Annotated in this window: 26 protein-coding genes and 1 pseudogene; 18 read left to right on the top strand and 9 right to left on the bottom strand. The window is 61.0% G+C overall.

Translation table 11 applies throughout. The annotated features are described in order from the left end of the window. Positions 1–52: 52 nt before the first annotated feature. The gene (locus tag ACD590_RS04295; protein ID WP_113542599.1) at positions 53–526 is read right to left on the bottom strand and encodes a nucleoside deaminase; all 474 of its coding nucleotides are present in this window, start codon (positions 524–526) and stop codon (positions 53–55) included. A 280-nt stretch (positions 527–806) separates the two neighbouring features. Next, a complete protein-coding gene (locus ACD590_RS04290) occupies positions 807–1,256 on the bottom strand; it encodes a VOC family protein (protein WP_018241084.1) in 450 nt (149 codons plus the stop codon). A gap of 50 nt (positions 1,257–1,306) precedes the next feature. Between ACD590_RS04290 and ACD590_RS04285 the strand changes: the two genes are divergently transcribed. After that, complete coding sequence (locus ACD590_RS04285; RefSeq protein WP_439002221.1) at positions 1,307–1,909, top strand: TetR/AcrR family transcriptional regulator; 603 nt, start codon at positions 1,307–1,309, stop codon at positions 1,907–1,909. A 68-nt stretch (positions 1,910–1,977) separates the two neighbouring features. Here ACD590_RS04285 and ACD590_RS04280 read toward each other — a convergent pair. The 3 genes and pseudogenes from ACD590_RS04280 to ACD590_RS04270 form a co-directional block, all read right to left on the bottom strand. Next, positions 1,978–2,193: pseudogene (locus ACD590_RS04280) on the bottom strand (hypothetical protein); the annotation flags it as partial. Next, the gene (locus ACD590_RS04275) at positions 2,190–2,507 is read right to left on the bottom strand and encodes a hypothetical protein (protein WP_018449539.1); all 318 of its coding nucleotides are present in this window, start codon (positions 2,505–2,507) and stop codon (positions 2,190–2,192) included. The pseudogene ACD590_RS04280 and the gene ACD590_RS04275, both read right to left, overlap by 4 nt. Positions 2,508–2,582: 75 nt before the next feature. Beyond that, positions 2,583–3,302 carry an SOS response-associated peptidase gene (locus ACD590_RS04270; protein ID WP_166480386.1) on the bottom strand — a complete coding sequence of 240 codons (720 nt, stop codon included), beginning with the start codon at positions 3,300–3,302 and terminating at the stop codon, positions 2,583–2,585. Between the two features lie 198 nt (positions 3,303–3,500). On the opposite strand from ACD590_RS04270, the gene ACD590_RS04265 reads away from it, so the two are divergent. The 4 genes from ACD590_RS04265 to ACD590_RS04250 all read left to right on the top strand — a co-directional run bounded on the left by ACD590_RS04265 (position 3,501) and on the right by ACD590_RS04250 (position 7,571). Further along, positions 3,501–4,091 (top strand): TetR/AcrR family transcriptional regulator, encoded by a 591-nt coding sequence (locus tag ACD590_RS04265; RefSeq protein ID WP_166480387.1) that lies wholly within the window; start codon positions 3,501–3,503, stop codon positions 4,089–4,091. A gap of 71 nt (positions 4,092–4,162) precedes the next feature. Beyond that, positions 4,163–4,807 carry a hypothetical protein gene (locus ACD590_RS04260; protein ID WP_166480388.1) on the top strand — a complete coding sequence of 215 codons (645 nt, stop codon included), beginning with the start codon at positions 4,163–4,165 and terminating at the stop codon, positions 4,805–4,807. 240 nt (positions 4,808–5,047) lie between these two features. Next, positions 5,048–5,623 carry a DUF308 domain-containing protein gene (locus tag ACD590_RS04255; protein ID WP_050566343.1) on the top strand — a complete coding sequence of 192 codons (576 nt, stop codon included), beginning with the start codon at positions 5,048–5,050 and terminating at the stop codon, positions 5,621–5,623. Positions 5,624–5,798: 175 nt separating this feature from the next. Beyond that, positions 5,799–7,571: an adenylate/guanylate cyclase domain-containing protein gene (locus ACD590_RS04250; RefSeq protein ID WP_113542591.1), complete on the top strand. Its 1,773-nt coding sequence runs from the start codon at positions 5,799–5,801 to the stop codon at positions 7,569–7,571. 142 nt (positions 7,572–7,713) lie between these two features. Here ACD590_RS04250 and ACD590_RS04245 read toward each other — a convergent pair whose 3' ends face one another. Then, positions 7,714–8,307, bottom strand: coding sequence for a TetR/AcrR family transcriptional regulator (locus ACD590_RS04245; protein WP_439002219.1), 594 nt, complete (start codon positions 8,305–8,307; stop codon positions 7,714–7,716). A gap of 129 nt (positions 8,308–8,436) precedes the next feature. On the opposite strand from ACD590_RS04245, the gene ACD590_RS04240 reads away from it, so the two are divergent. The 6 genes from ACD590_RS04240 (at position 8,437) to ACD590_RS04215 (ending at position 12,107) form a co-directional block, all read left to right on the top strand. Continuing rightward, positions 8,437–8,817 (top strand): DUF4267 domain-containing protein, encoded by a 381-nt coding sequence (locus tag ACD590_RS04240; RefSeq protein WP_113542589.1) that lies wholly within the window; start codon positions 8,437–8,439, stop codon positions 8,815–8,817. 1 nt (position 8,818) lies between these two features. Then, entirely contained in the window at positions 8,819–9,139 is a 321-nt protein-coding gene (locus tag ACD590_RS04235; protein ID WP_018241070.1) for a DoxX family protein, read from the top strand. Positions 9,140–9,522: 383 nt separating this feature from the next. After that, complete coding sequence (locus tag ACD590_RS04230; protein ID WP_018241069.1) at positions 9,523–9,855, top strand: ArsR/SmtB family transcription factor; 333 nt, start codon at positions 9,523–9,525, stop codon at positions 9,853–9,855. After that, positions 9,848–10,333 (top strand): SRPBCC family protein, encoded by a 486-nt coding sequence (locus tag ACD590_RS04225; protein ID WP_439002218.1) that lies wholly within the window; start codon positions 9,848–9,850, stop codon positions 10,331–10,333. The genes ACD590_RS04230 and ACD590_RS04225 overlap by 8 nt, the downstream gene beginning before the upstream one ends. Further along, positions 10,326–10,946 carry a glutathione S-transferase family protein gene (locus tag ACD590_RS04220; RefSeq protein ID WP_439002217.1) on the top strand — a complete coding sequence of 207 codons (621 nt, stop codon included), beginning with the start codon at positions 10,326–10,328 and terminating at the stop codon, positions 10,944–10,946. The genes ACD590_RS04225 and ACD590_RS04220 overlap by 8 nt, the downstream gene beginning before the upstream one ends. A 348-nt stretch (positions 10,947–11,294) precedes the next feature. Continuing rightward, positions 11,295–12,107 (top strand): alpha/beta hydrolase, encoded by an 813-nt coding sequence (locus tag ACD590_RS04215; protein WP_166480395.1) that lies wholly within the window; start codon positions 11,295–11,297, stop codon positions 12,105–12,107. A 233-nt stretch (positions 12,108–12,340) separates the two neighbouring features. On the opposite strand, the gene ACD590_RS04210 is transcribed toward ACD590_RS04215, so the two are convergent. Continuing rightward, the gene (locus ACD590_RS04210) at positions 12,341–13,273 is read right to left on the bottom strand and encodes a LysR family transcriptional regulator (protein ID WP_439002216.1); all 933 of its coding nucleotides are present in this window, start codon (positions 13,271–13,273) and stop codon (positions 12,341–12,343) included. A 121-nt stretch (positions 13,274–13,394) separates the two neighbouring features. Between ACD590_RS04210 and ACD590_RS04205 the strand changes: the two genes are divergently transcribed. The 4 genes from ACD590_RS04205 (at position 13,395) to ACD590_RS04190 (ending at position 16,348) form a co-directional block, all read left to right on the top strand. Then, positions 13,395–14,087 carry a type 1 glutamine amidotransferase domain-containing protein gene (locus ACD590_RS04205; protein ID WP_427146368.1) on the top strand — a complete coding sequence of 231 codons (693 nt, stop codon included), beginning with the start codon at positions 13,395–13,397 and terminating at the stop codon, positions 14,085–14,087. 28 nt (positions 14,088–14,115) lie between these two features. Continuing rightward, positions 14,116–14,367, top strand: coding sequence for a hypothetical protein (locus ACD590_RS04200; protein ID WP_130651953.1), 252 nt, complete (start codon positions 14,116–14,118; stop codon positions 14,365–14,367). A 136-nt stretch (positions 14,368–14,503) separates the two neighbouring features. Next, positions 14,504–15,442: a sialate O-acetylesterase gene (locus ACD590_RS04195; RefSeq protein WP_439003511.1), complete on the top strand. Its 939-nt coding sequence runs from the start codon at positions 14,504–14,506 to the stop codon at positions 15,440–15,442. Between the two features lie 339 nt (positions 15,443–15,781). Continuing rightward, entirely contained in the window at positions 15,782–16,348 is a 567-nt protein-coding gene (locus ACD590_RS04190; protein WP_439002215.1) for a BA14K family protein, read from the top strand. A gap of 163 nt (positions 16,349–16,511) precedes the next feature. On the opposite strand, the gene ACD590_RS04185 is transcribed toward ACD590_RS04190, so the two are convergent. Continuing rightward, the gene (locus ACD590_RS04185; RefSeq protein ID WP_018241058.1) at positions 16,512–17,258 is read right to left on the bottom strand and encodes a glucose 1-dehydrogenase; all 747 of its coding nucleotides are present in this window, start codon (positions 17,256–17,258) and stop codon (positions 16,512–16,514) included. Positions 17,259–17,365: 107 nt separating this feature from the next. On the opposite strand from ACD590_RS04185, the gene ACD590_RS04180 reads away from it, so the two are divergent. The 3 genes from ACD590_RS04180 (at position 17,366) to ACD590_RS04170 (ending at position 21,865) form a co-directional block, all read left to right on the top strand. Then, positions 17,366–17,710: an ArsR/SmtB family transcription factor gene (locus ACD590_RS04180; protein WP_018241057.1), complete on the top strand. Its 345-nt coding sequence runs from the start codon at positions 17,366–17,368 to the stop codon at positions 17,708–17,710. 414 nt (positions 17,711–18,124) lie between these two features. After that, a complete protein-coding gene (locus ACD590_RS04175) occupies positions 18,125–19,108 on the top strand; it encodes a phosphotransferase enzyme family protein (RefSeq protein WP_439002214.1) in 984 nt (327 codons plus the stop codon). Positions 19,109–19,951: 843 nt separating this feature from the next. Continuing rightward, entirely contained in the window at positions 19,952–21,865 is a 1,914-nt protein-coding gene (locus tag ACD590_RS04170) for an adenylate/guanylate cyclase domain-containing protein (protein WP_439002213.1), read from the top strand. Here ACD590_RS04170 and ACD590_RS04165 read toward each other — a convergent pair. Then, on the bottom strand, positions 21,862–22,248 hold the full coding sequence (locus ACD590_RS04165; protein WP_439002212.1) for a YHS domain-containing (seleno)protein: 387 nt from the start codon (positions 22,246–22,248) through the stop codon (positions 21,862–21,864). The genes ACD590_RS04170 and ACD590_RS04165 overlap by 4 nt on opposite strands. Positions 22,249–22,435 lie beyond the last annotated feature (187 nt).

Genomic DNA, 22,435 nt, shown 5'->3' with positions numbered 1-22,435 from the left:
ATTGAAAGTGTTAGAGTGCCTCCTTTGTGCGTCCGAAAGGACGCACGGCGCTCTAAGCCTTGCCCAGATGCTTCGGCCAGAATTGCTGATGGACTTCGGCGGCTTCGTCTTCGAGGTTCGTTGGGCCAACCACGGTGACGTTGCGCGCGCCGGTTTGCAACACCGCCCGGCTCGGCACGTTCAACCCGATCCCGGCGATCTCGCCAAGCCGCGTTTCGGAGCAGGCAAACACCATGCGCCCGATGCCCGACCAGTAAATCGCCCCGGAGCACATCGCGCACGGTTCCGTGCTGGTGTAGAGCGTGCACTCCGCGAGAAAAGCAGTGTCGTAGTGCTGCGCCGCCAGTTTAACCAGGTTCATCTCGGCATGGTTCGTCATATCGCGGCCGGTGAAGACGCTGTTTTCGGCGCGCAAGATGACTTCCCCGTCCTTCACCAGCACCGAGCCAAACGGTTCGTCGCCATGGTCCATCGCGGATTTCGAGAGCGCAATCGCCTCGCGTAAAAACGGCTCGTGGTTTTCCATCAGAGTCCCCCAGCTAGAGCGGCATGATCTTGTCTTGAATCGGAGGGATTTCCAAGGGGCTGCACATCAGGCGATCGCGTCGTCTTGGTCATCGTGTCATGGCTCAAGACACCGGATCCGATCGCCGAAAGAATAGCCTGTGCAGGGATTGGGCCACGCTCAGGCGTCACCGGCACCCAATCCTGCGTGATGCAGGCGCCGATCTGGGTGGGATCGTTGGAAACCATCGCCGCGTTGAAGGCGCGCTCAGCCTCCTCGAGCGCTTCAAGGGCTGCGGCACTTACGCCGACATGTCCTCGTTCCAGCGGCGTTGCATCTCCTCAGGCGTGACCTGTTCGATGGTTTGCGACAACATCCAGCGATGACCGAAGGGATCAAGCACCTGCGCCACCCGCTCGCCAAAACTCTGGTCAGTCGCCGGGCGCAACATCGTCGCCCCAGCCGACAGCGCCTGCGCCAGTGCTTCGTCGGTCGACACCGTGTCCATGTGGAAGGTCACCGGCGAGCCTCCGACGGTATCGGGAGACAGGGCGCCGAAGTCCGGATATTCGTCTGCCAACATCATCAGCGTCTCTCCGAAACGCAGCTCGGCATGGCCGATCCGCCCATCCGAAGGATCGGTCATGCGGAAGACTTCCGTGGCGCCGAAAGCCTCCTTGTAGAAGTCGATGGCCCGTGCCGCATCCTTGACGATGAAGTAGGCGCTCACTTTTCGGGCAAAACTCGGCATGGATGATCTCCTTGACTGGTTTATATATTAACGTTACGTATCGTAAAGATATGAGTCAAGAGAGTAATGCAATACCGAAGAAACGAGGGCGGCCGCCAAGCGCTGCCGCGCAGAAGCGTGCCTTGGAGGCCGCCCATGAAATCCTGATGGCCGAAGGTTTTGGCCGCATGACGATCGAAGCCGTGGCGGCGCGGTCCGGTGTCGGCAAGCCGACGATCTACCGCTCCTGGGCCAATGCGCAGGAACTGGCGATGGCCGCTCTTCTGGTCAACCGGCTACCGGAAGCGGAGGTTGGAGGGGGCACGGCGCAGGCGGCTCTCGGCGCGCAGATGAGCGGACTGGTGACTGCCTTTGCGAGCACGCGCGGGCGGCAGATCACTATGGCACTTGCGGCCGCCGACCCGGAAAGCGAATTCACCAAGGCCTTCCGCAATCGGGTGATCCTGTCGAGCCGCAACGCGGGTCGTGTCATCCTGGAGGAGGCTCTGGCTCGGGGAGAGATCGTTCCGCCGCTTGATATGGAGGCGCTGCTCGACATGATCTACGGACCGGTCTTCTTCCGGCTGCTGGTCGGCCATCGCCCGGTCTCGCCGGAATTCGGCGATGCGATCGTCAGGACCGCGTTGCGGTCCGTTGCACCGTCGGGCACGTGACCCTCACGTCGCGATGCGCGAAGCCGACATCCTGCCTGCCTGCTCACCGCCGCGCATGAAGGTGAGAACGCCGTTCTCGGAGTCGGGCTGAGCGCCTGTTCCTGTTCGAATGTCTTGTGCGGGAAGTGTTCCCAACACCACCAGCGAGTCGGCACGGCCGGGGATGGGCTGTTTCCCCAGCCTCCCCACTCCTTGCAGCGTGTGCCGTCAGCAAGCCGGTGCTCGCAATAATGTTCAACGATCACGTTGGCGCCTGGTGCGCTCGAATGGCCTTCGATGCTCATGGGTGCGTCCTCCGTTTCCCGCTCTTGATGCTCTCATAGATCATTTCCAGCCGCCTCGAGGCGACATAGGCACTGTCCTCGTATCCCGCCGATGGCCAATCCAATCGATGGCTGCCGTCTGTCGCCACGATCCAGAACCATCGATTATCGATCCCTCCGCCTGCCTGTGAGCGGAATATCCTGCCGATCTGGGTATCGCCGTCAAAAGCGACGTAATCGTCGCCGGGTTTCTCTTTCCAGGCGTGCCGCCATTTGTATTTGATTTCCCGGCCGCTGACATGTTCCCACGATTTCCATGTGATTTGTTCTGGCATGCGTCGTCCTGTCCTCTCGCGAGGTTTTCCTTTGACCGCATGGTTGATGGATGGCTCCCGCCCGAGCCGGTGAATTCAGATCAGCGTCGGCTCCGGATCGGGGTCGATCGGATCGATGATGTCAGCCGTGTCATTCTTCGGCGAACCCACATTGCGGCCGATCGGCCACATGGTCATCAGCTCCGCCGGGAACGGCTTCATCAGGTCGGCCGGATCGGGCTCCGGCGACAGCCAGCGCTCGTAATCTTCGCGGTGCAGGACGACCGGCATGCGGTCATGGATCTGCGCCATCATCGCATTCGGCTCGCAGGTGACGATTGCGAAGTTTCTGATGTCTACGCCTTCCGGGCTGCGCCAAATCTCCCAGATGCCGGCGAGCGCAAAGGGCGAGCCGTCAGCCATGGCGATCGCATAAGGCTGCTTGTTCTTGCCCGTGCCGAAGATATCCTTCCACTCGAAGAAGCCGTTGATCGGCACCAGGCAACGGCGAGACCTGTAGGCCGAGCGGAACAGGCCGTTGGTACTGATGCCCTCGCAACGCGCATTGATCGGCGGCGGCCGCCCACCCGGCTTCATCCATGCCGGCATCAGACCCCAGCGCGCCGAGGCGAACACCGGCCCCATGACATCAGGCTCGCGGACCATGTCGCGAATGATGATCGGATAATCCAGCGTCGGCGCGCCGTTGTAGCGCGGAAATCGGTTCCCGAGCGCATCGATCGCGCCCCGCTCTGCGAAGGCGAAATTGCGCACCAACTCCTCAAGCGATGTCTTGATATAGACGCGACCGCACATCCGGAACTCCATCCCGCATATTAGATGTTCTGATTATGTTCTGGGTATTCGAGGCGAGTCAAGGCCGGTCGCTACAACCGATGCCGCCATCACTTTCACCAGAGTCACGGTGAAGCCTGTCACCGCCTCCATCACCGATGACGGCGAAAAATCTGCTTTCCACTTGACAGCCTTCCTACTGGAAGGTAGATGGAGCCCATGAGCAATGTTTTGACGACCTCCGACGAAATCCTGGCCTCCGCCCGCGCGCTGATCATGACCGGAGGCTATAACGGCTTCAGCTATGCCGATATTGCTGCCGTCGTCGGCATTCGCAAGGCCAGCATCCATCACCATTTTCCCAGCAAAACCGACCTAGTGCGCACGCTTGTCGTGCGATATCGCGAAGATGCCGAGGCGGGTATCGCGGGACTGGAGCAGCAGGTGCGAAATCCGCTGGCGCTCCTCCAAGCCTATGCGGGCCACTGGGCCCAGTGCATCGAGGATGCCAGCCGGCCTTTTTGCGTCTGCGCCCTGCTGGCGAGCGAACTGCCGGCGCTGCCGCCGGAGGTCGCAGTCGAAGTCAAGGCTTTCTTCCGCTTTGCATCGACATGGCTGACCTCGGTGATGGAACGGGGCGCTCAGGACGGCAGTTTGAAACTGTCGAGCGAACCGCGCGTCGAGGCTGAAGCCTTCATGGCCACCGTCCATGGCGCCATGCTTTCAGCCCGGGCTTACGGTGCCCCGGAGATCTTCGCCACCATTCTGGCCCCCACCCTGGCGCGGCTGTCTCCGACCGCTGCTCGATAAAGTTCCGGGCGGATAAAAGCCCGGAGCGACAAACGACGTCAGTGAAACTACCAACTAGTAGGAAGAACGACATGATCAAGAACATTCTCCCCGCCTTCGTGCTGGGGCTCACCACTCTCGCGTCGGCGGCCCTTCCCGCGGCGCCTGTCCATTCCGAAGACCAGAAGGCCGAAGACCAGAAGCCCGAGCAGATCCATGTCAGGGGCAGCATCGTCACCTACAGCGGCTCCGCTCTCAAGGTGAAGACCCGCGAGGGAGAGACTGTCGATGTCACCCTCGCCGACGGCTGGAAGCTGGCAAGCGTTGCAAACGCTGCGGTCACCGACATCAAGCCGGGCGACTTCGTCGGCATCGCATCGCTGCCCAGCGCAGGCGGTGGCGACGGCGCGCTTGAGGTGCTGATCTTCCCGCCGGCGATGAAAGGGGCCGGTGAAGGCAGCTACGGCTGGGACCTCAAGCCCAACAGCAGCATGACCAACGCGACCGTGGCCGATGCCGTCAAGGGCGTCGATGGCCGCACCGTCACCGTCTCCTATCACGGCAAGGAAAAGAAGATCGCCATTCCGGACGGCACGCCCGTCGTCACCATCGCTCCGGCCAGCAAGGACGATCTCGTTCCCAGCGCCGTCGTCTTCATCCCCGCCGAGAAAGCTGCCTCGGGTCCCCTCGCCCATCAGGTGCTTGTCGGCAAAAATGGCGTGGTCCCGCCCATGTGACCACGTCGTCGCCGGTCGGCCGGGCCGCCCCCGGTTCGACCGGCGATTTACCAGAAAATGCGGCCTGACCGGCAGCCGATGCACCCGAACGACGGAGAACACCGTCTCGACAGCCGCCCGTCGGTGCTGGGGCAGTTCCGGGAACCTCATGAAACCCAATCTCGATGACGGACGCCGCCGCTCACGGCGGTGAGCCGCCCCCATCAGACCAACACCATCACATTCAGGAAAGAGATCCTAATGAGCAACGATCAAACCACCGTCGCGTCTGGCGACAGGGAAGAGTGGCTGACGCGCTATTACTTCACCCGCGCAGCCTTTTCCGCAATCTGGGTCGCAGCCGCCTTGACGGCCGGCCAGCAGTCGCTCGCCGTCGCGGCGGCATTGCTGATCCTCTACCCGGCTTGGGATGCAGCCGCGAACCTCATCGACGCAGCGCGCAATGGCGGCCTGGCAAACAACCGCAGCCAGGCGATCAACGTCGCCGTCAGCGCGGTGACAACAGCTGCCGTGATCGTCGCCCTGACGATGAGCATGAACTGGGTTCTCGGCGTCTTTGGCCTCTGGGCGATCTTTTCCGGCCTGCTGCAGCTTAGAACCGCTGTCCGGCGCTGGAAGACCAATGGCGGCCAGTGGGCGATGATCCTCAGCGGCGGCCAATCCGCGGTGGCAGGCGCGTTCTTCATCGCCCAGGCGCAAATGCCGGAACCGCCCTCCATTGCCAACATCGCCGGCTATGCCGGCCTCGGCGCCTTCTATTTCCTGGTCTCGGCCGCCTGGCGGAGCGTCACAGAGATGCGACGGAAGCGGGCCTGAGCCGATCGGGGGCGGGATCTTCCGTTCGGCCCCATGACAGAGCAGTCATTGCGTGGGGCTGTAACTCGGCAGCGTCCAGATGAGCCATGGCCAACCAAGATCGCTCTGAGCAGCGGCTAAAACTTCTTTCTTGCCCTCTGTCTCCCTGTTATCGTGGAAGTTAGGAGACAGCGCCATGAGCGAGAACCGAAAGCTGGCTGCAATCCTGGCCGCGGACGTGGTCGGGTACAGTCGGCTTGCCGGCGCTGACGAGGACCTCACCCTGGCGAGGTTGCGCACACTGCGCAGCGATCTCATCGATCCGACGATCGCCGTGCACCACGGCCGGGTGGTGAAGCGCACCGGCGATGGTGCGCTGGTCGAGTTCCGCAGCGTGGTGGACGCCGTGCGCTGCGCCATTGAGGTGCAGAACGGTATGGTGGAGCGCAATGACGGCGTCCCGCAGGACCGTCGCATCGAGTTCCGGATCGGTATCCATTTGGGCGACGTCGTCGAGGAAAGCGACGGCGATCTGATGGGCGACGGGGTCAACATCGCCTCGCGATTGGAGGGCGTCGCCGCGGCGGGCGCGATCTGCCTGTCCGAGGATGCCTATCGCCAAGTCAAGGCGAGGCTCGACCTTTCGGTCAGCGATCTCGGCAGCACGCAGCTCAAGAACATCGCCGAGCCGATCCGGGTCTATTCGCTGCAAGTCGGCAGCGCAGCGACCAAGGCAGCCGCGACCTCGGAAACCGCGACGAGCCGACCGGCGACGGCAGCGTTGCCGAAGCTGTCGATCGCCGTCCTGCCCTTCGCCAACATGAGCGGTGACGCCGAACAGGACTACTTCGCCGACGGCATCTCGGAAGACATCATCACGGCGCTATCGAAGCTGTCGCAGCTCTTCGTCATCGCTCGCAATTCGTCGTTCACTTTCAAGGGCAAGAACGTCCATGTGCAGGAGGTGGGCACGAAACTCGGCGTGCGGTATGTGCTTGAGGGCAGCGTACGCAAATCGGGGAACAGGGTACGCATCACCGCGCAGCTCATCGACGCGACCACCGGCGGGCATCTATGGGCGGAGCGGTTCGATCGCGACCTCACCGACATATTCGCGGTTCAGGACGATGTCACGCAGCAGATCGTCGGCGCGCTGGCGGTCAACCTGACAGAGGGCGATCGGCAAAGACTTGCGCCGGGGCAGACGCGGCACCCCGAGGCGTATGACTGCTTCTTGCGTGGCCGGGAGCTGTGGCACCGGCTGACGAAGCAAACGAACAGCGACGCCCGCGACCTTTTGCAACGTGCCGTCGAACTGGACCCGAACTTCGCCTCGGCGCACGCCTTCCTCGCCCTTACCCACGGGCTCGACTACCTGAACCGGTGGAGCGCGTTGCCGCAGCGCTCGATCGAGCAAGCCGAAGAGGCGGCGACGCTGGCGGTAGCGCAGGATGATAGCGATCCCGTGGCGCACTGGGCACTGAGTGTGGTCAAGCTTTACTCGCGACAGCACGATAGAGCCATCAGCGAGGCCGAGCGTGCGATCGTCCTCAATCCGAACTTCGCCGAAGGGCATGTCGGCCTCGGCGAGGCACTCATCTATTCAGGCAGATCCGAGGAGGCACTCGCCTATTTCGATCGGGCGAAGGTCCTGAACCCGTACTTTCCGGATGTCGTTCTTCACTTTCAGGCCTTGGCCTTGTTTCCACTGGGAAGGTACGAAGAGGCCGTCGAACTGTTGCTGCAGCGCGTGAGCCGCAACCCCGTCACCGATGTCTCGCGCGCGCTTCTGGCCGCCTGTTACGGGCACCTCGGCCGTTTCGAAGAGGCTCGCGCGACGTGGCAAGAGGTGATGCGCGTCAATCCCGACTACTCCCTGGAATACCGTCGCAAAGTCTTGCCCTTCAAGAACCCCGCCGATTTCGAGCTCGTCGTGGAGGGGCTACGCAAGGCCGGTGTCGTACAATGACGGTGATTAATCTCCGATCTTGAACCTGTTGGGTGGCGTGTGGAGCAAGGAGAGCGACGGATCTGGACATGATCGGCGACAGCTCTCTGTTGAAGATGCGCAGTCCACATCCGGTAGCCGATGCGCCAAGCGACTGATGTCATCAGCCGCGACGGGGCGCGTTTCCTCCCGCATCCACGATCGCCTGAACGACAAGCGCGATGCGTTGGTCACGCATGCCGGGCCTGATGCGGCCTGAACGTTCGAGCTCGGCAAGCCCATGAAGGGCTGCCCAGAAGGTCTCGGTCACGATCTCCACATCCGCACAGAACGGAGACACGGCTGCGGCAATGGCGTCGAAACCGGCCCGAAGTTCCGATCTCGTTTCGGCCTCGGCGAACTGCAGTTGGGTCGGCAGGATAAACATGGCCTGGTAGAGTGCTGGGCGACTGAGCGCGAAAGCAAAATAGGCCATGGCAACGTCCATGAGGGCATCTCGTCGCCCGTTTGCCCCGCCTGCCGCTTCCTGAAGAACGGTTGCGAGTTCCTTGAAGCCCTCGACTGCAACCGCGGCAACGATGGCGTCCCTGTTGGCGAAATGCGAATAGAGGATCGGCTGGCTGTATTCGATTTCCTTGGCCAGGCGGCGGATCGTCACGGCATCCCATCCTTCGCTCTCCGCGACGGCACGTGCTGCCGCGACAATGCGCTCTTCGCGCCCTGCCCTTTCCCGGCTTTTTCGCTCTGCGATCCCCATTGCTCAATCTCCATGCCCTCGCAGGGCCAGCACTCATCAAAGATTATACCAATGCTTGACTAACTAGCAATGCTAAGGCATTTTATCTAGCAGTGCTAGATTTTGTATCAACGGTAGAAGGATTGTCTCATGCTTTGGCTTGCCAACGGGGCTGGGTTGCTGCTCGCCCTCGCTATTATCGCGATCGGCACCGGCTATATTGCGAGCCCGACGACCACGATGCGCAGTTTCGGCCTGCCGCTTCCCGAAGAAGGCCCAAACGTCGCTTGGTGGCTCCGCCTCAAGGGTGTTCGCGATATCGTCGCGGGATTACTCGTGCTGGCGTTCATGGTGTGGGGTTCCCAACGGGAGGTCGGCATCGTGCTTTTGATCGAAGCGATGATCCCTGCGGGCGACATGCTGCTCGTTCTCGCAGCGAAAGGCTCCACCAAGAGCGCCTTCGGCATTCACGGCCTGACGGCGGTGATCATGGTGCTGGTCGCCATCCCCATGATGATCGGGGCGCACTAAGATGGTTCACGTTCTTTCCATCTGGTTCCTGGTTGTCGCCTTCGCTGGCGCAGGTCTCGTCAACGCCATCGGCACGGCGGGGACGCGAAGCGAATTCGCTCGGTGGGGCTACCCGCGCTGGTGGGGTATCGTGACGGGTGGGCTGGAGATATCGAGCGCCGTCCTGATTGCGCTTCCTGCCAGCCGCATTGTCGGCCTGGGGCTTGGGGCGGTCATCATCGGGGCTGCGGTTTTCACGGTTCTACGCCATCGCGACCATGCACACCTGGCGCCGCTCAGTGTCTTTGTCACCCTGATTGCTCTTGCCGCGATCTCAACTTGAGCACGATCGGCCGCTTTCACCGACAGGCGTGGGCGATGCACTATCATGTGGTTCCTGGCGCCACCTGATTGTAGCGGTAATCAGCCTCAAGCCTCACCCTCTACCGCTTTGGTTATCGAAAGCCCGCCCCCACCCTCCGTCATCCCAGGCCCTGAGCCTGGGATCCATGCCCGCTGCTGATTGAGGAGGCCAGAGTGGATCCTCGGGTCAAGCCCGAGGAGGACGGAGCGCGGGGTGGCGTCTGCAGCAGGAACAGCGACGTATCCCGACATGATCGGCAGTCTTCAACGCCGATTTTTGCCCCGTGATTTCGCCCATGCAAAACCGTTGACATTACGCTGAACAGAATATATCCATTCGGTTATATAGCTACATGGTGATATATGGACGACAAGCTCGATGCGATTTTCTCCGCACTCGCCGATCCCACGAGGCGAGCAATTCTTGGGCGGCTTGCGAACGGCAAGGCGACGGTGGCCGAGCTCGCTGATCCCTTCGAGTTGTCTCAGCCTGCCATATCAAAGCATCTCAAGGTCCTGGAACAGGCCGGATTGATCCGCTCCGGCCGTGAAGCGAATTCGCGTCCCCGCGTCCTCGAGCCGGCTGCGTTGAAGACAATTGCTGATTGGATCGCCGATTACAGACGCTTCTGGGATCAAAGCTTTGATCGTCTCGATGACTATCTGTCCAAGGTACAAGGATACGAAAATGACTAATCCAGAGACCGACACCGACAACGCCCGCGACCTGGTTCTTGTACGAAGGTTTGATGCCCCATGCGATCTGGTTTTCAGGGCATGGACCGACCCGAAAGCGTTAGCACAGTGGTGCGGTCCTCACGGTTTCAAGGCGGTGGGCGACCGGCTTGAAGCCTGGCCCGGCGGTAGACACCGCGCCTGTCTGATCGCGCCAGATGGAGACGAGCATTGGGTCGGCGGAAAATATCTGGAGGTCGAGCCGCCGCACAGGCTTGTCTTCACACATGCCTGGGAACTCGCAACCGGCGAAAATAGCCCGGAAACAGTCGTCACCATCACGTTTAGGGAAAGCGACGGAGGTACGGAAATGACTTTTCGGCAGAGTGGATTTGATAGCGCATCGTCACTTAAGGGTCATGAAGCCGGCTGGTCCCAAAGTCTCGAGCGATTGAGCATCTTTCTCGGGACTGAATCCGAGGGGCCGGATCATGTCTAAGGCGGCGATGAAGCTCTATTATTGCGAGACGCTCAATCCGCGGAAGGCCTGCGCCGCTGCCCGTTTTCTTAAAGCCGACGTCGAGTTCGTCAGGGTTGACCTGGCAAGCGGAGAACAGCGCACCGCAAAATTCCTGGCGCTTAACCCGAACGGGAAAGTCCCGGTGCTGCAGGATGATGCCGGAACTTTATGGGAAGCGAACGCCATCATGTGCAGGCTGTCTGACAGCGTCGCATCGGATTTTTGGCCGCATGACCACCGGCAGATCGACGTGCTGCGCTGGTTGAGTTGGGATGCCAGTCATTTCACCCGGCACGGTGCAACGCTGTGGTTTGAAACCTTGATCAAGCCGTTGTTCGGCGGGGAGCCTGACGTCGCCGTGATCGACGATGCGAAGACGAGTTTTCGACTCCATGGTCGCGTGCTCGACGATCATTTGGCCAAGAACAGCGTCGCCGTCGGGAAGACACTGACTGTGGCAGACTTCGCATTGGCCGCTGCACTTCCTTTTGCAACCACCGCCGGGATTCCAGTCGCCGAGTTTCGGCATATCCAAACGTGGTACGGACGGCTTGAAGAACTGGATGCGTGGCAAAACCCTTTCCCGGCCTAGGAGGGCACGGGCGAAGGACCCTTTTGCCAGGGTGAAAGGCGTTGGCGGCACTCCTCCTTTGTCGCCGAGGCTACATCGATCCGGCCAGGCAAGTTCAGCGATCGACCCCTCTTCGACGCTGAAGATGGCAGCTCATGCATTCGCAGGGCGCCAATGCGGATAGATGCCATAGCCGGTGAGCGCGCCCTCGGCATGCGGTCCGGTTCAGATGCGACGAACAGTCGAGCCTCTTCTCCATAGGATCGCTTTGTGCCTATATTGCCGCTGCGCTGAGCACACCACGCCGCAACGGGCCGCGGTTGCCGCATAGCGTTCTGGTCATTGCCAAACCGGCGGGTACAGTTTGTCGTGAGCGCTACAAGGTACTTGCTGATCTTGCCGCTGATGGCGGTCGTCGCCTACGTGGCGCTCGTGGGTCTGACCTATCTGTCTCAGCGAGCCCTGCTTTACCCCGGAGCCGGCGCCACACCTGTTCCGGAGCACCCGAGTTGGGGCGAGACGGTCCACATCAAGACGCCCGACGGAGAGATGCTTCAGGGACTGTACAGCCAGGGCGACAGCGACAAGCCCTGCGTGCTCCTCTTCTTCGGAAACGGTGACCGCCTCGACAATTACGCGTTTCTCGCCCAGGCGCTGACCACGCGGAGGATTGGATTGCTGGCGATTTCCTATCGCGGCTATCCCGGATCGACCGGCTCACCCAGCGAGCAGGGCCTGTTGACAGACGGGATCGCCGCGTTCGACTGGCTTTCGGCACATGGCGGAAGCGAGATCATTGTGCTCGGCCGGTCACTTGGCACTGGCGTCGCCGTGAATACCGCCGCGAAGAGGCCGGCCGCGGGCGTCATTCTCGTGTCTCCGTACCTGTCGGTACTGTCGGTTGCGCAGACGCATTATCCGTTCCTCCCGGTCGAGGTTCTTCTCAAGGATCCCTTTCGCTCGGACCTCAACATAGGCAAAGTAAGACAACCGAAGTTGTTCCTCCACGGCCGGCTTGACGATAGCATCCCGCTTTCTTCAGGGCAGGCGTTGTACCGCATCGCACCCGAGCCCAAGCGGATGTTGATCTATGACGGTGCGGGTCACAACGATATCTTGAACGACAGGATGGCCGGTGACGTCATCCGTTTTGTGGAAGAGCTGCAAGGAAACCGGCCCTAAATCCCGTCACGGACGGGAGCGGTTTCCCGGTCCTAGTGGGAGGCAATGCCCGGGAGCGGCTCGCGAGGCGACCAGAGTGGATCCTCGGATCAAGCCCCGAGGAGGACGGAGCGCGAGGTGGCGTCTGCGGCAGGAACAGCGACGTATCCCCACATGATCGGGTGCCATCAACACCGATTTTTGCCCGGCAATTTCGCCCATGAAGGGCTCGCCGAGGTCTCGAACACGCGTCTTCAGTGTCCAGTCATCGCTTCTGCCGCCGGAGCGCCGGAAACATCCTTTGCCACCTCTGATATCAATGACCTCAGCCACCGATGAGCCGGGTCGTTTCGATAGCGGACATGCCATGCCAGCTCTACCGGAAAGCTGCCGAGATCGACCGGTGCGGGCAGGACTTTGAGACGCGGGTCGCGGGCAAGGCGCTGGCAGATCAGCCGGGGCAGTGTCGCGCAATAGTCGGTGACGGCCACCATTTCCGGGACCGCCAGGAAATGGGTGACGGAGACCGAGACGTCGCGCCTGAGACCGGCCTGCTGCAGCATCTGGAACAGGCCGACACGCATCCGGCCGGGCGGAAGCACGTTGACATGCCGCATCCGCTGATACTGTTCCTCGGAGATGCTTTCGGCGATCTCGGGATGATCGCTGCGCACGACGCAGGCCAAGCCATCATCCATGAGATGCTGCACGACCATATTGTCCGGCGGCTCGACGATCCTGCCGAGCACCATTTCCGTCGCCCCTGAAATCGCGCCGGTCTCGGCCAGATCATTGCCGAAGGGCGTCAGGCGAAGCCTGATCCCGGGAGCGCATTCGCGCAGCCGCGCCACGATCACCGGCATCAGGACAAACTCGACGTAGCTGTTGGGCGCAATGGTGAACTGCCGTGTCGCTCGCGCCGGATCGAACGCCTGCTGACCGAGAATGACGTCATCCAGGCTCGCCAGGGCCCCGCGGATCACTGGAGCAAGTGCCTGCGCCATCTCAGTCGGCTTCATGCCATAGCGCTCGCGGATGAACAGCGGATCACGCAGCGCCTCGCGAAGGCGGTTCAAGGCGTTGGAGACGGCCGGCTGCGTCATGCCCAGTTGTTCGGCTGCGCGCGTGACATTGCGCTCTTCCATGAGCGCCACGAAGACAGGCAGGAGGTTGAGATCATACTTCATCCAGATATATTGCCGAACGTATATCTGAAATCAAAGAAATAAATTTCCGGAATGAGAATGGCCGAGGCATGATCCGCTCATCGACAGCAACCGATCACATCTGTTTCGAAAGGATCTCCAGATGAAAATCCTCATGGTTCTCACCTCGCACGACGAACTCGGCAATACCGGCCGGAAGACCGGCTTCTGGCTCGAAGAGTTTGCCGCCCCCTATTATGCCTTCCTTGAAGCCGGCGCCGACATCACCGTCGCATCGCCCAAGGGCGGACAGCCGCCTCTCGACCCGAAGAGCGACGAACCGGGCTTCCAGACCGACCAGACCCGTCGCTTCCATGCCGACCCGGATGCCCAGGCCGTGCTCGCCTCGACCGTAACGCTCGCTTCGGTCTCCCATGAAGATTACGACGCCGTCTTTTATCCGGGCGGCCATGGACCGCTTTGGGATCTGGCGGAAGACAAGAATTCGATCGCCCTCATCGAATCGCTCTATCAGGCCGGCAAGCCCGTCGCCTTTGTCTGCCACGCACCGGGTGTGTTGCGCCACGTCAAGGCTGCCGACGGCACGCCGCTGGTTCAGGGCAGACAGGTCACCGGCTTCAAGAACTCCGAGGAAGACGGCGTCGGTCTGACCCAGGTGGTGCCGTTCCTCGTCGAGGACATGTTGAAGGAGAACGGCGGCATCTATTCCAGCGGCGACGACTGGTCGTCCTATGCCGTCCAGGACGGCCTGCTGATCACCGGGCAGAACCCCGGTTCATCGGTGGAGACTGCCGGCATTCTGCTCGCGGCTGTGACGGCGGCAAAGGCCGCCTGACACACGGCGGCTGGTCGGGGATCAACCCATGACCAGCCGCTTTGTTATTCGTGTTGCGGCCATACTCAGAGCTTTCCCTTGCCAGCAGTTCGCGGTCCGCTGGAGACCTGCCCCGGCGCGCTTTATCGCGCGTATGATCGGCGGCCCGCTGTTTTATCTGGACCCGCCCTATTGGGATGGACGCGCAACGAGAGTTTCTCCATGGAACTGCAGGCTGCACAGCAGGCACGATCTCTCACCCAACCGGATTATTGAAATCACCGGTCCGGTCTATATTTGAGCAGACTTCGGCGACGCCACGCGAACTAGTCGTGGAATGGGCTCGATCTTCGCGACGAATTCTCTTTTTTAAAGATCATGCCCGAGGCAAGCAGATGTGGCGGTGTGTCGTCGGATGACGCTTGAAAGTCAACGGCATGCGCAAAACAATGGCAGTCGGCCTTGCCGCCTTGATCGCCATGTACTTTCTCGGCGGCATGAGCGCGAGACATGAGATCTTTCCTTGGCCACAACTTTCCGCGCTGAGGACAATGGTTGGCGGAGAGAAGGCGGCGGCTCCAAGCCGTTATGCTTTCGACGACAAGGAACGACTCATCGGGGATGAATCAAAAACGCTTGTGACCTGCCCGACTCAAACTGACCGAACTGCTGTCTTACTCGTTCTTGGTCAATCGAACGCGGCCAACGACGGTGGACAACGGCACAGGTCGAATTATGGCGCTCGCCTTGTAAACGCCTTTGACAAACGGTGCTTCATCGCCGCCTCGCCACTTCTTGGATCGACCGATACCAAGGGAGAGTACTGGACGCTGCTTGGGAACAATTTGATCGCATCGGGACAAAATGACAGCGTTATCCTCGCACCTCTCGCATATTCCGGATCTGAGGTCGCACGATGGGCGAAAGGCGGTGACCTCAATCCTGTGCTGGTCGATACCGTGAAACAGCTTCAGGATTCCGGTTATCGGATAACGAGCGTCCTCTGGGTGCAAGGAGAGAAGGACCTCGTTATCGGCACCACTGCGGAGACCTATCAGGAATATTTCATGTCGATGGTTGACACGTTGCGTCAGCACGGCGTCGAAGCACCCGTCTACATTTCGATCGCATCGAAATGCCTCGAACCGAGCAACGGCGGCTTCAAGGAGCATATTCCGGACAATGCGATAGTACGGGCGCAACTGGCCCTGTCAAAAAGCGGCCACGGTATCCGAGAGGGCATAAATTCTGACGCGTTACTCGATGGAGACGACCGCTACGACGATTGCCATATCGGGGGCACAGGCGCGGAGAAAATGTCGGAGGCCTGGTTGAACCTTCTGCGCGGCGATCGCCGCCTGGAAACCTCGGGATAGTCTTCCTAGAACCGGTTTTCGCGCCTTCGCGAGCCCGGCCTCGGGCTCTGTCCGGTATTCGACAGCTTGTCACTATCGGCCGGTGATAACAGCGCTTTGCCGGCGTCACCGACGAGCTCCGCGTCGCATGATTCAGGGAGCGTGCATCGGCTCCTATCAGATGACGAGGGCGGAGAATGCCTTCGCCGGGAGCCTCCTTCGAAGAAAGCTGCCCTGCTCATGCATAATTCCTCGAATCAAAGTCGATTTTAGAGTAAAATCGATCAGTTTACCTAGAGGGCTGAAACGTCCTTGCGCGCCGACTTCGACGCGCGGTGCTGTAGAAGGAAAGATGAGCCAATGAAAAGGTTAGCAATCGTTACCCTGTCGCTGGTGACGGCGCTGACGAGCGTCCCGCCGGCCATGGCGTTTCCCACCATTGCCGTGCCGAACATCGAAGGCGCACAGGCGCAGCCGGTCCAGTACAGACATCACGGCGGCCACGGCGGTGGATACCGAGGCGGCTATCGAGGCGGCTATCGAGGCTACCGCGGGGGTGGATACCACAACGACAATTGGGCCTGGGGACTCGGCGGGCTCGCGGCCGGCGCAATCATCGGCGGAATGCTGGCGCAGCCATATTACGGCCAAGGCTACTACGGTCAAGGCTACTACGGTCAGGGCTACTACAATCGGGGTTACTACGGCCAGGGCTATTACGGATCCGCCTATTACGGTGCTCCGCGCTACTACGGGTCGACCCTGTACCGTCCGCGCTACTATGCGCCGCGCTATTACCGCCAGGCCTATTATGGCGGCAACGGACATACGAGCTGGTGCTATGCGCGCTACCGGTCTTACCGGGCCTACGACGACACGTTCCAGCCCTACAACGGTCCGCGACGGGCGTGCGTCTCGCCCTACTAAAGCATGTCGCGCAAAAGTGTGCAGCGGTTTTGCGATAACGACATGCGCAAAAACAAAGAGCTAAAGCGCGACAAGCGAAATTGAAAGATCGCGACGCGCTTTAGCCGTTTAATTCAGAACAGGATTCAGGTTTGAGGCCGACCCGGCCTCACATCATCCAGTTCTAGCGGAAACCGCCGCTGGCGGCCAATCGCTCGCCGGTCAGCCAGCGGGCATCGTCGGAAGCGAGGAAGACCGCGACACCGGCGATATCGTCCGGCTGGCCGGTGCGGCCGAGCGGCGTCTGGGCCACCAAAGCCTGCTCGAAATCCGAGCCGATGACGCCTGCGGAGTGCGTGCCCTCGGTCTCCACGATCCCCGGCAGGATGGCGTTGACCCGGATCTTGCGCGGCCCCAGCTCCTTGGCAAGCACGCTGTTGATGCCCTCCACGGCGCCCTTCGTGCCCGTGTAGACTGAAGAGTCTGGCGGCGCCAGGCTGGTGACCACCGACGAGATGTTGATGATGCTGCCGCCCTCGCCGAGATGCTTGGCCGCGGCCTGGGTGGTCAGCAGAACGCCCAGAACATTCACGTCGAACATGCGACGATACTGTTCCTCGGTCACCTCACCGATCGGTGCGAATTCATAGACGCCGGAATTGTTGACCAGCACGTCGAGCTTGCCGAACTCCCTGACCGCAGCATCGACCAGTCCCTGGGCCTCACCGGCCTTCGAAACATCGCCCTGCACCGCGATGGCTTTGCCACCGGCCGCACCGATCGCCTCAACGACGGCGTCCGCGCCCGCCTTGCTCGAAGCGTAGTTGACCACCACTTGCGCACCCTCTGCTGCGAGTGCCTTGGCAATCGCAGCGCCAATGCCTTTGGAGGCGCCCGTCACCACAGCGACCTTTCCTGTGAGCTTAGCCATTTCTCGTTCCTTCCGATCTGGATAGCCGCCGGGATTGGCGAACTTGTTCCATAGTTCGGAAATTCGGAACTATTGATCTCAATGTCAAGGGACGCTATATAAAATTCATGAGACCGCTCTTTCACCCAGCCCTGGAGGACATCAAGCCCGAGGCGATCCTCTATGCGCTGTCCGATCCGGAGCGCGTTGCCATTTATGCAAAGCTTGCCGGCGCCAGCAGTGGCGGGACGTGCTCCGCCCTTGCCGATCTCGGCGACCGCGTCATTCCAAAGTCGTCGCTGTCCAACCATTTCAAGGTGCTGCGCGAGTCCGGGCTGATCATCAGCGAGCGCCAGGGTGTGGAGATGCGTAATCAAACGCGCTGCACCGAGCTGGACGAACGCTTCCCGGGCCTGATCAAGGCCATTCTGACGGCTTACGGCCAGCCTCCCGGGCAGCCGAAGACGGACTGATCGCCCCTAAGTGCTTGCAGGCGGCACGAATGGTCGCATGGATCCAGTCGCCCTTTCCATCTGCCGCAAGGAAGATGTGGTGGACAGTCCTTGAGGCAGGATGGAAGTCATGCTGCCCTCCTGAAGCTACGTGGTGCACGCCATAATAGCATTGCGTTGAGGCCTATCCTGGCGCTCTTTCCGGAGCGCTGGCTATCGGATTCTTCGGCTTCTCCAAGTGGGGAAACCGCTGAGGTATGCGCGAAAAATCGCGAACCCAGCATTTTGTTTTTCATCTCATAGTTTTATTAGTAGCGTCATCACCCTGATCCAATCCGCAGCTCATTGCAAAGGTACGGGCCTACGCCGCGCCCGCCTCTACGGTCTCCTCTCTACGGAAGCAGCCTTCCAGCAAAGCCAGGTGGTACAGCGCCCATGCTCGACTTTGATCCGCTTTATTCAACTCCCCAGGTTGCGGCTATCGAACAGTTCATCGATCAGCACTATCCGCTTGCAGGGCCGGTTTCTTGCCGGATGCTGCAACGCGGCTTGAATGATGTGTATCTGGCCCTCGGGAGCAACAGCGAGCGTTATGTGTTCCGGCTTTCTCATCGCCGCGCGCGTGGCCCGGCCGACGTCAAGACCGAAACGGCTTTCCTGGCGCATCTCTCGCAATCGGGCGTTCCGGTCGCAGCACCCATCTCGACCCGCGAGGGCCGCTTGTTCGTTGAGGGAGATGCGCCGGAGGGCGTGCGCCAGGCCGTGCTCTTCCGGGCGATCGACGGCCGCAAGCCGGATGCGGCGGATGCCGGTGATGCCCGGGCCAACGGCAAGACGCTTGCTTTGATGCACAACGCAGCCGAGACATTCCAGCCAGAGGGAGCGCTCTATCGGCTTGATCTCGAACACTTGCTGCATCGGCCCCTCGCCCGCATATGCGACAGCGGCGTTGTGGAAGACGCCGAGGTCCGCCGCGATCTCGAAGACATCGCTGCGCGGACCGCAAAAGCGATTGAAGCCTTCGCCAATCTGAGCTGGACGTATTGCCATGGTGACTGTCACGGCGTCAATGCGCGGATCAACGACGCCGGCGAAGCCGTATTTTTCGACTTTGACGACGGCGGTTCGGGATACCTCGCCTACGACCTGTCGGTGTTTTTGTGGGCGCAAACGTCCTTCGGTCGGAGGTCGACCGCCATGTGGGACGCGTTCGTCGATGGCTATCGGGCCATCCGGCCGATCACGCCTGATGACTTCGAAGCCGCCCATCGGTTCGTGATCGTCCGCCACATCTGGCTGATGGGAGAATATGCAAGCCGGGCACAGGAATGGGGAAGCGAGGCCGTCGGCTGGATTGCGCGGGAAGCAAATTTCCTGAGGCAGTGGGAGACCGAGCGATGTGTCGCGCGGCTATTTTGAATGCAGCTTTGCTCAGCAGCCGGAGGATCGGAGCAGCCCCAGAGGTAGACGAAGACGGTGCCCCATAGCGGGCGGTGCGTTGGCGTAGTCGATGATCGCTTTGACCTTCGCACTCCTGGTGCAGGTCAAGAGACGCCCGTGAAGGTCGATATATGGGAACTTGTCGGGAATATCAGCGAAGGAAGCGTGGCGCGATTTTCGGGACTGAGAGCGATACCCACGACTCTGGTCACGCCAAGCCATCGCCGCTTCCGGAATGCGCCCAGGAGCAGTCGTTGGGCTTGGGGTGAAGGAACGACCGATTTGGGGCGGTTAACGGTACCGGATGATGCGAGTTCGAATGTTGCCAGGGGCGCCAATCGGGATGTACATTCCAAAATCGTGTAGCGCGACGTCCGGTTTTGACCCCATTCCAGAGCTTCCGATGCATGCACAGCAAAGGGCCTTGCGGCGATACAATGCCTCCGACTTCTGCTACGCTGCATTCCTCGGCATAGGTGATCTTAAAGAACGCCGTCGTGGATCACAAGCTTGCTGCCAATCTTGCTGCCGATGTGGTGGGCTACTCCGCGCTGATGGAGCGTGACGGCCAATCAGGCGGCCGACGCGCGCATGTCGGCCGGCGTCCATTTTCGCTCCGATGTGGTTGCGGGCCAAAAGATCGGTGGGGGTGTGGCCGAGCAAGTCATAGCGTTCGCGGTTCCAGCGCCCCAGCGGTGGGCGCCACGCTCGCCTTCGATTGGGGGCTCCTTGGTGGGGCTAAGGACCCCGGAACCCCAGGTTCCCTAGTCCTTAGCCCAGAGCTATCGGAAAAAGTGGCGAAGTGCACGGGGGAGAGGCGAATTGTCAACCGAGCATGTAGAGCGGCGACTTACCGCCATTCTGGCGGCCGACATCTCCGGCTACAGCCGGCTGATGGGCAACGACGAAGAAGGTACGCTCGCCCAGCTGAAGGCGCATCGGCGTGCTCTGCTCGACCAAAAGATCGACGAACACCGCGGGCGGATTGTCAAGACCACCGGCGATGGGATGCTGGTCGAGTTCGCGAGCGTGGTCGAGGCCTTGCGCTGCGCCGTCGAGATCCAGCGCGGCATGGCGGAACGCAATATCGCGGTGCCGGCAGGACAACGTATCGAGTTCCGCGTCGGCATCAATGTCGGCGACATCATCATCGAGGATGACGACATTTTCGGGGATGGCGTCAACGTGGCGGCTCGCCTGGAAGGGCTCGCGGAGCCTGGCGGCATCTGCGTATCGGGCCGCGTGCAGGAAGACGCGCAAGGCAAGCTCGACATTGCCTTTGAGGATATCGGCGAACAGAAACTCAAGAACATCGCTCGGCCGGTGCGCGTCTTTCGCGTGCGGCTCGACGCCACGGCCGCTCCGGCGCCCGCCGGCTGGCGCCGGGGATTGTTCGCCGCTCTGGCTCTGATGATTTTGCTGACTGCAGGCGCGCTGTGGGCCGGTCTTGGCTCTGAGTGGAAATTTCTCAGCATTCTGCGCTCTGACGATCAATTCACAAAAAGTGCTGAAGTCGGCACAAAACCCGCGATCGCCATTCTCCCGTTCCTGAACCAGAGCGACGATTCGGCTCGTGAGTATTTCGCGGATGGATTGACGCAGGATATCATCAACGCACTGGGTCGGTTCTCCGCGCTGACCGTGATGTCGTGGAACGCTGTCTTCCCGTACAAGGGAAAGCCCGCAAGCCCGGAGGAGATCGGCCGCGGTCTCGCCGTCAGCTATCTGGTCGAAGGCAGCGTCCGCCAGACCGGCGACCGCGTGCGGGTCATCGCGCAACTCGTCGACACAAGGCAGGGACGGGTGATTTGGTCTGCCCGCTTCGAGGAGGCGCTGGCGGACGTGTTCGCGCTGCAGGACACCATTGTCACTCGCATCGTCAGAGCCCTGGCGATTCGCGTGACGCAGATCGAACAAAATCGGGTGTTCGCAAAGCCAACCGAAAATCTCGCAGCCTATGATTACGTGCTGCGCGCCAGGCCGGCATTGCAGCGCCCGACGCATGCAAACAATGTGGAGGCGCGCGCCCTGCTCAGACGCGCCATCGAGCTTGACCCGAACTACGCTGCTGCCTATGCGGCACTTGCCGAAACCTATCACATTGCCAGCTCGATGGGCTGGGCGGAATCGCCAACCGCCTTCCTGAGCCGTGCCGAGGAACTGGCAAACAAGGCGCTGAGCCTTGATGATTCCGACGTGCGCGCGCACATCACTCTCGGCCACATCCACCTCTTTCGTCAGAGATACAACCAGGCAGAGGTTCAGATCGAGCGCGCCATTGCGATCAATCCGAACGATGCTCACGGCCTCGCCGGGCGCGGCACCATCCTGTTGTGGCTAGGACAGACGGATGAGGCGATCGAGGCCTTGGAGCAGGCGCAGCGTATCGACCCCGATCTCAATGCGATCGATCGCTTTGCGCTGAGCCTGGCCTACTATCTGAAACGGCGTTACGACGCGGCGATCGAACAGGCGGAACTTAGTCTTCAAACAACTGCCGCCGCGAACTTCAGCCGTATCCTGCTGGCGGCCGCCTATGCACAAGACGATCGAGCGGAGGACGCCGCGCGTGTCGTGACTATGATACGCCGCCTCGACCCAACCTTCGACCCACAGGAGTTCGGAACCAAGTTTCTAAGCTCTGGCGATCTCGAACATCTGCGCGACGGATTCCGCAAGGCCCGCCTCTACCCCGTCACAGGCGACCTGCCACCGGCCGAGAGAATGAACCGCTAATGTCCTTGAAGTAGCGCGCGGTTCTGGTTGGCCTTCGCGATGTTCGCATCGAGGTCCTGCTGGAAGAGCGCGGGTCCCATCGGGGCCGGTTTGCCGAAAATATAAAGCTTTCCGTCGCTGATCAGCCAGTTCTCGGGGTTGGCCTCCTCGAGCTCGCCCAAGGCCAGCGCCATTGCACAAAAATTTCCGAACTCTGGCGCGTAGCGAACAGGATCGGCCTTGAAAAGCTCGCGATGCTCGGCGTTCGCGAAGAGGTAGCGGTGCTCGTCCCATTCGTACTCGTTCTCCGGCAGCCCGCGCGTGGGGCTTCCGATGGTGAAATAGGCGACCGGGTCATAACCCTTGATCGCCAGCGGAACCGCTTCCGTGGCAAAAGAGGGCATCGAGGTCGCAAACAGGGCGGCTGCGACCGCCAGAACGAGGCGAATGGCATTTCGCCGAGAGACATTATGCATGGCGAATTCCCTGATTTGCCCTTCCGGGGCGGCCGCGAACGGCCCCACCTCCGCGGCAAACGAAGCCGTCTGCGTCATTTCGTTCGAGCACTAATTATCGCTCTTGTAGCGCCCG

The sequence above is a fragment of the Rhizobium sp. 862_C5_N1_2 genome (genome assembly GCF_051811205.1).
Taxonomy (GTDB): Bacteria; Pseudomonadota; Alphaproteobacteria; order Rhizobiales; family Rhizobiaceae; genus Rhizobium; species Rhizobium leguminosarum.
Note: the sequence above shows the minus strand (reverse complement) of the source record. Positions and strands in the feature narration are given on the sequence as shown.

Excerpts from the sequence above, each read along its gene's own strand:
- ACD590_RS04230 (WP_018241069.1), top strand. The coding sequence starts at position 9,523 with ATGGACGACAAGCTCGATGCGATTTTCTCCGCACTCGCCGATCCCACG.
- ACD590_RS04180 (WP_018241057.1), top strand. The coding sequence starts at position 17,366 with ATGAGACCGCTCTTTCACCCAGCCCTGGAGGACATCAAGCCCGAGGCG.
- ACD590_RS04200 (WP_130651953.1), top strand. The coding sequence starts at position 14,116 with ATGACCAGCCGCTTTGTTATTCGTGTTGCGGCCATACTCAGAGCTTTC.
- ACD590_RS04210 (WP_439002216.1), bottom strand. The coding sequence starts at position 13,273 with ATGAAGTATGATCTCAACCTCCTGCCTGTCTTCGTGGCGCTCATGGAA.
- ACD590_RS04260 (WP_166480388.1), top strand. The coding sequence starts at position 4,163 with ATGATCAAGAACATTCTCCCCGCCTTCGTGCTGGGGCTCACCACTCTC.
- ACD590_RS04175 (WP_439002214.1), top strand. The coding sequence starts at position 18,125 with ATGCTCGACTTTGATCCGCTTTATTCAACTCCCCAGGTTGCGGCTATC.
- ACD590_RS04250 (WP_113542591.1), top strand. The coding sequence starts at position 5,799 with ATGAGCGAGAACCGAAAGCTGGCTGCAATCCTGGCCGCGGACGTGGTC.
- ACD590_RS04205 (WP_427146368.1), top strand. The coding sequence starts at position 13,395 with ATGAAAATCCTCATGGTTCTCACCTCGCACGACGAACTCGGCAATACC.
- ACD590_RS04290 (WP_018241084.1), bottom strand. The coding sequence starts at position 1,256 with ATGCCGAGTTTTGCCCGAAAAGTGAGCGCCTACTTCATCGTCAAGGAT.
- ACD590_RS04245 (WP_439002219.1), bottom strand. The coding sequence starts at position 8,307 with ATGGGGATCGCAGAGCGAAAAAGCCGGGAAAGGGCAGGGCGCGAAGAG.
- ACD590_RS04195 (WP_439003511.1), top strand. The coding sequence starts at position 14,504 with ATGCGCAAAACAATGGCAGTCGGCCTTGCCGCCTTGATCGCCATGTAC.
- ACD590_RS04220 (WP_439002217.1), top strand. The coding sequence starts at position 10,326 with ATGTCTAAGGCGGCGATGAAGCTCTATTATTGCGAGACGCTCAATCCG.
- ACD590_RS04240 (WP_113542589.1), top strand. The coding sequence starts at position 8,437 with ATGCTTTGGCTTGCCAACGGGGCTGGGTTGCTGCTCGCCCTCGCTATT.
- ACD590_RS04270 (WP_166480386.1), bottom strand. The coding sequence starts at position 3,302 with ATGTGCGGTCGCGTCTATATCAAGACATCGCTTGAGGAGTTGGTGCGC.
- ACD590_RS04255 (WP_050566343.1), top strand. The coding sequence starts at position 5,048 with ATGAGCAACGATCAAACCACCGTCGCGTCTGGCGACAGGGAAGAGTGG.
- ACD590_RS04190 (WP_439002215.1), top strand. The coding sequence starts at position 15,782 with ATGAAAAGGTTAGCAATCGTTACCCTGTCGCTGGTGACGGCGCTGACG.
- ACD590_RS04275 (WP_018449539.1), bottom strand. The coding sequence starts at position 2,507 with ATGCCAGAACAAATCACATGGAAATCGTGGGAACATGTCAGCGGCCGG.
- ACD590_RS04285 (WP_439002221.1), top strand. The coding sequence starts at position 1,307 with ATGAGTCAAGAGAGTAATGCAATACCGAAGAAACGAGGGCGGCCGCCA.
- ACD590_RS04295 (WP_113542599.1), bottom strand. The coding sequence starts at position 526 with ATGGAAAACCACGAGCCGTTTTTACGCGAGGCGATTGCGCTCTCGAAA.
- ACD590_RS04165 (WP_439002212.1), bottom strand. The coding sequence starts at position 22,248 with ATGCCCTCTTTTGCCACGGAAGCGGTTCCGCTGGCGATCAAGGGTTAT.
- ACD590_RS04265 (WP_166480387.1), top strand. The coding sequence starts at position 3,501 with ATGAGCAATGTTTTGACGACCTCCGACGAAATCCTGGCCTCCGCCCGC.
- ACD590_RS04185 (WP_018241058.1), bottom strand. The coding sequence starts at position 17,258 with ATGGCTAAGCTCACAGGAAAGGTCGCTGTGGTGACGGGCGCCTCCAAA.
- ACD590_RS04235 (WP_018241070.1), top strand. The coding sequence starts at position 8,819 with ATGGTTCACGTTCTTTCCATCTGGTTCCTGGTTGTCGCCTTCGCTGGC.
- ACD590_RS04225 (WP_439002218.1), top strand. The coding sequence starts at position 9,848 with ATGACTAATCCAGAGACCGACACCGACAACGCCCGCGACCTGGTTCTT.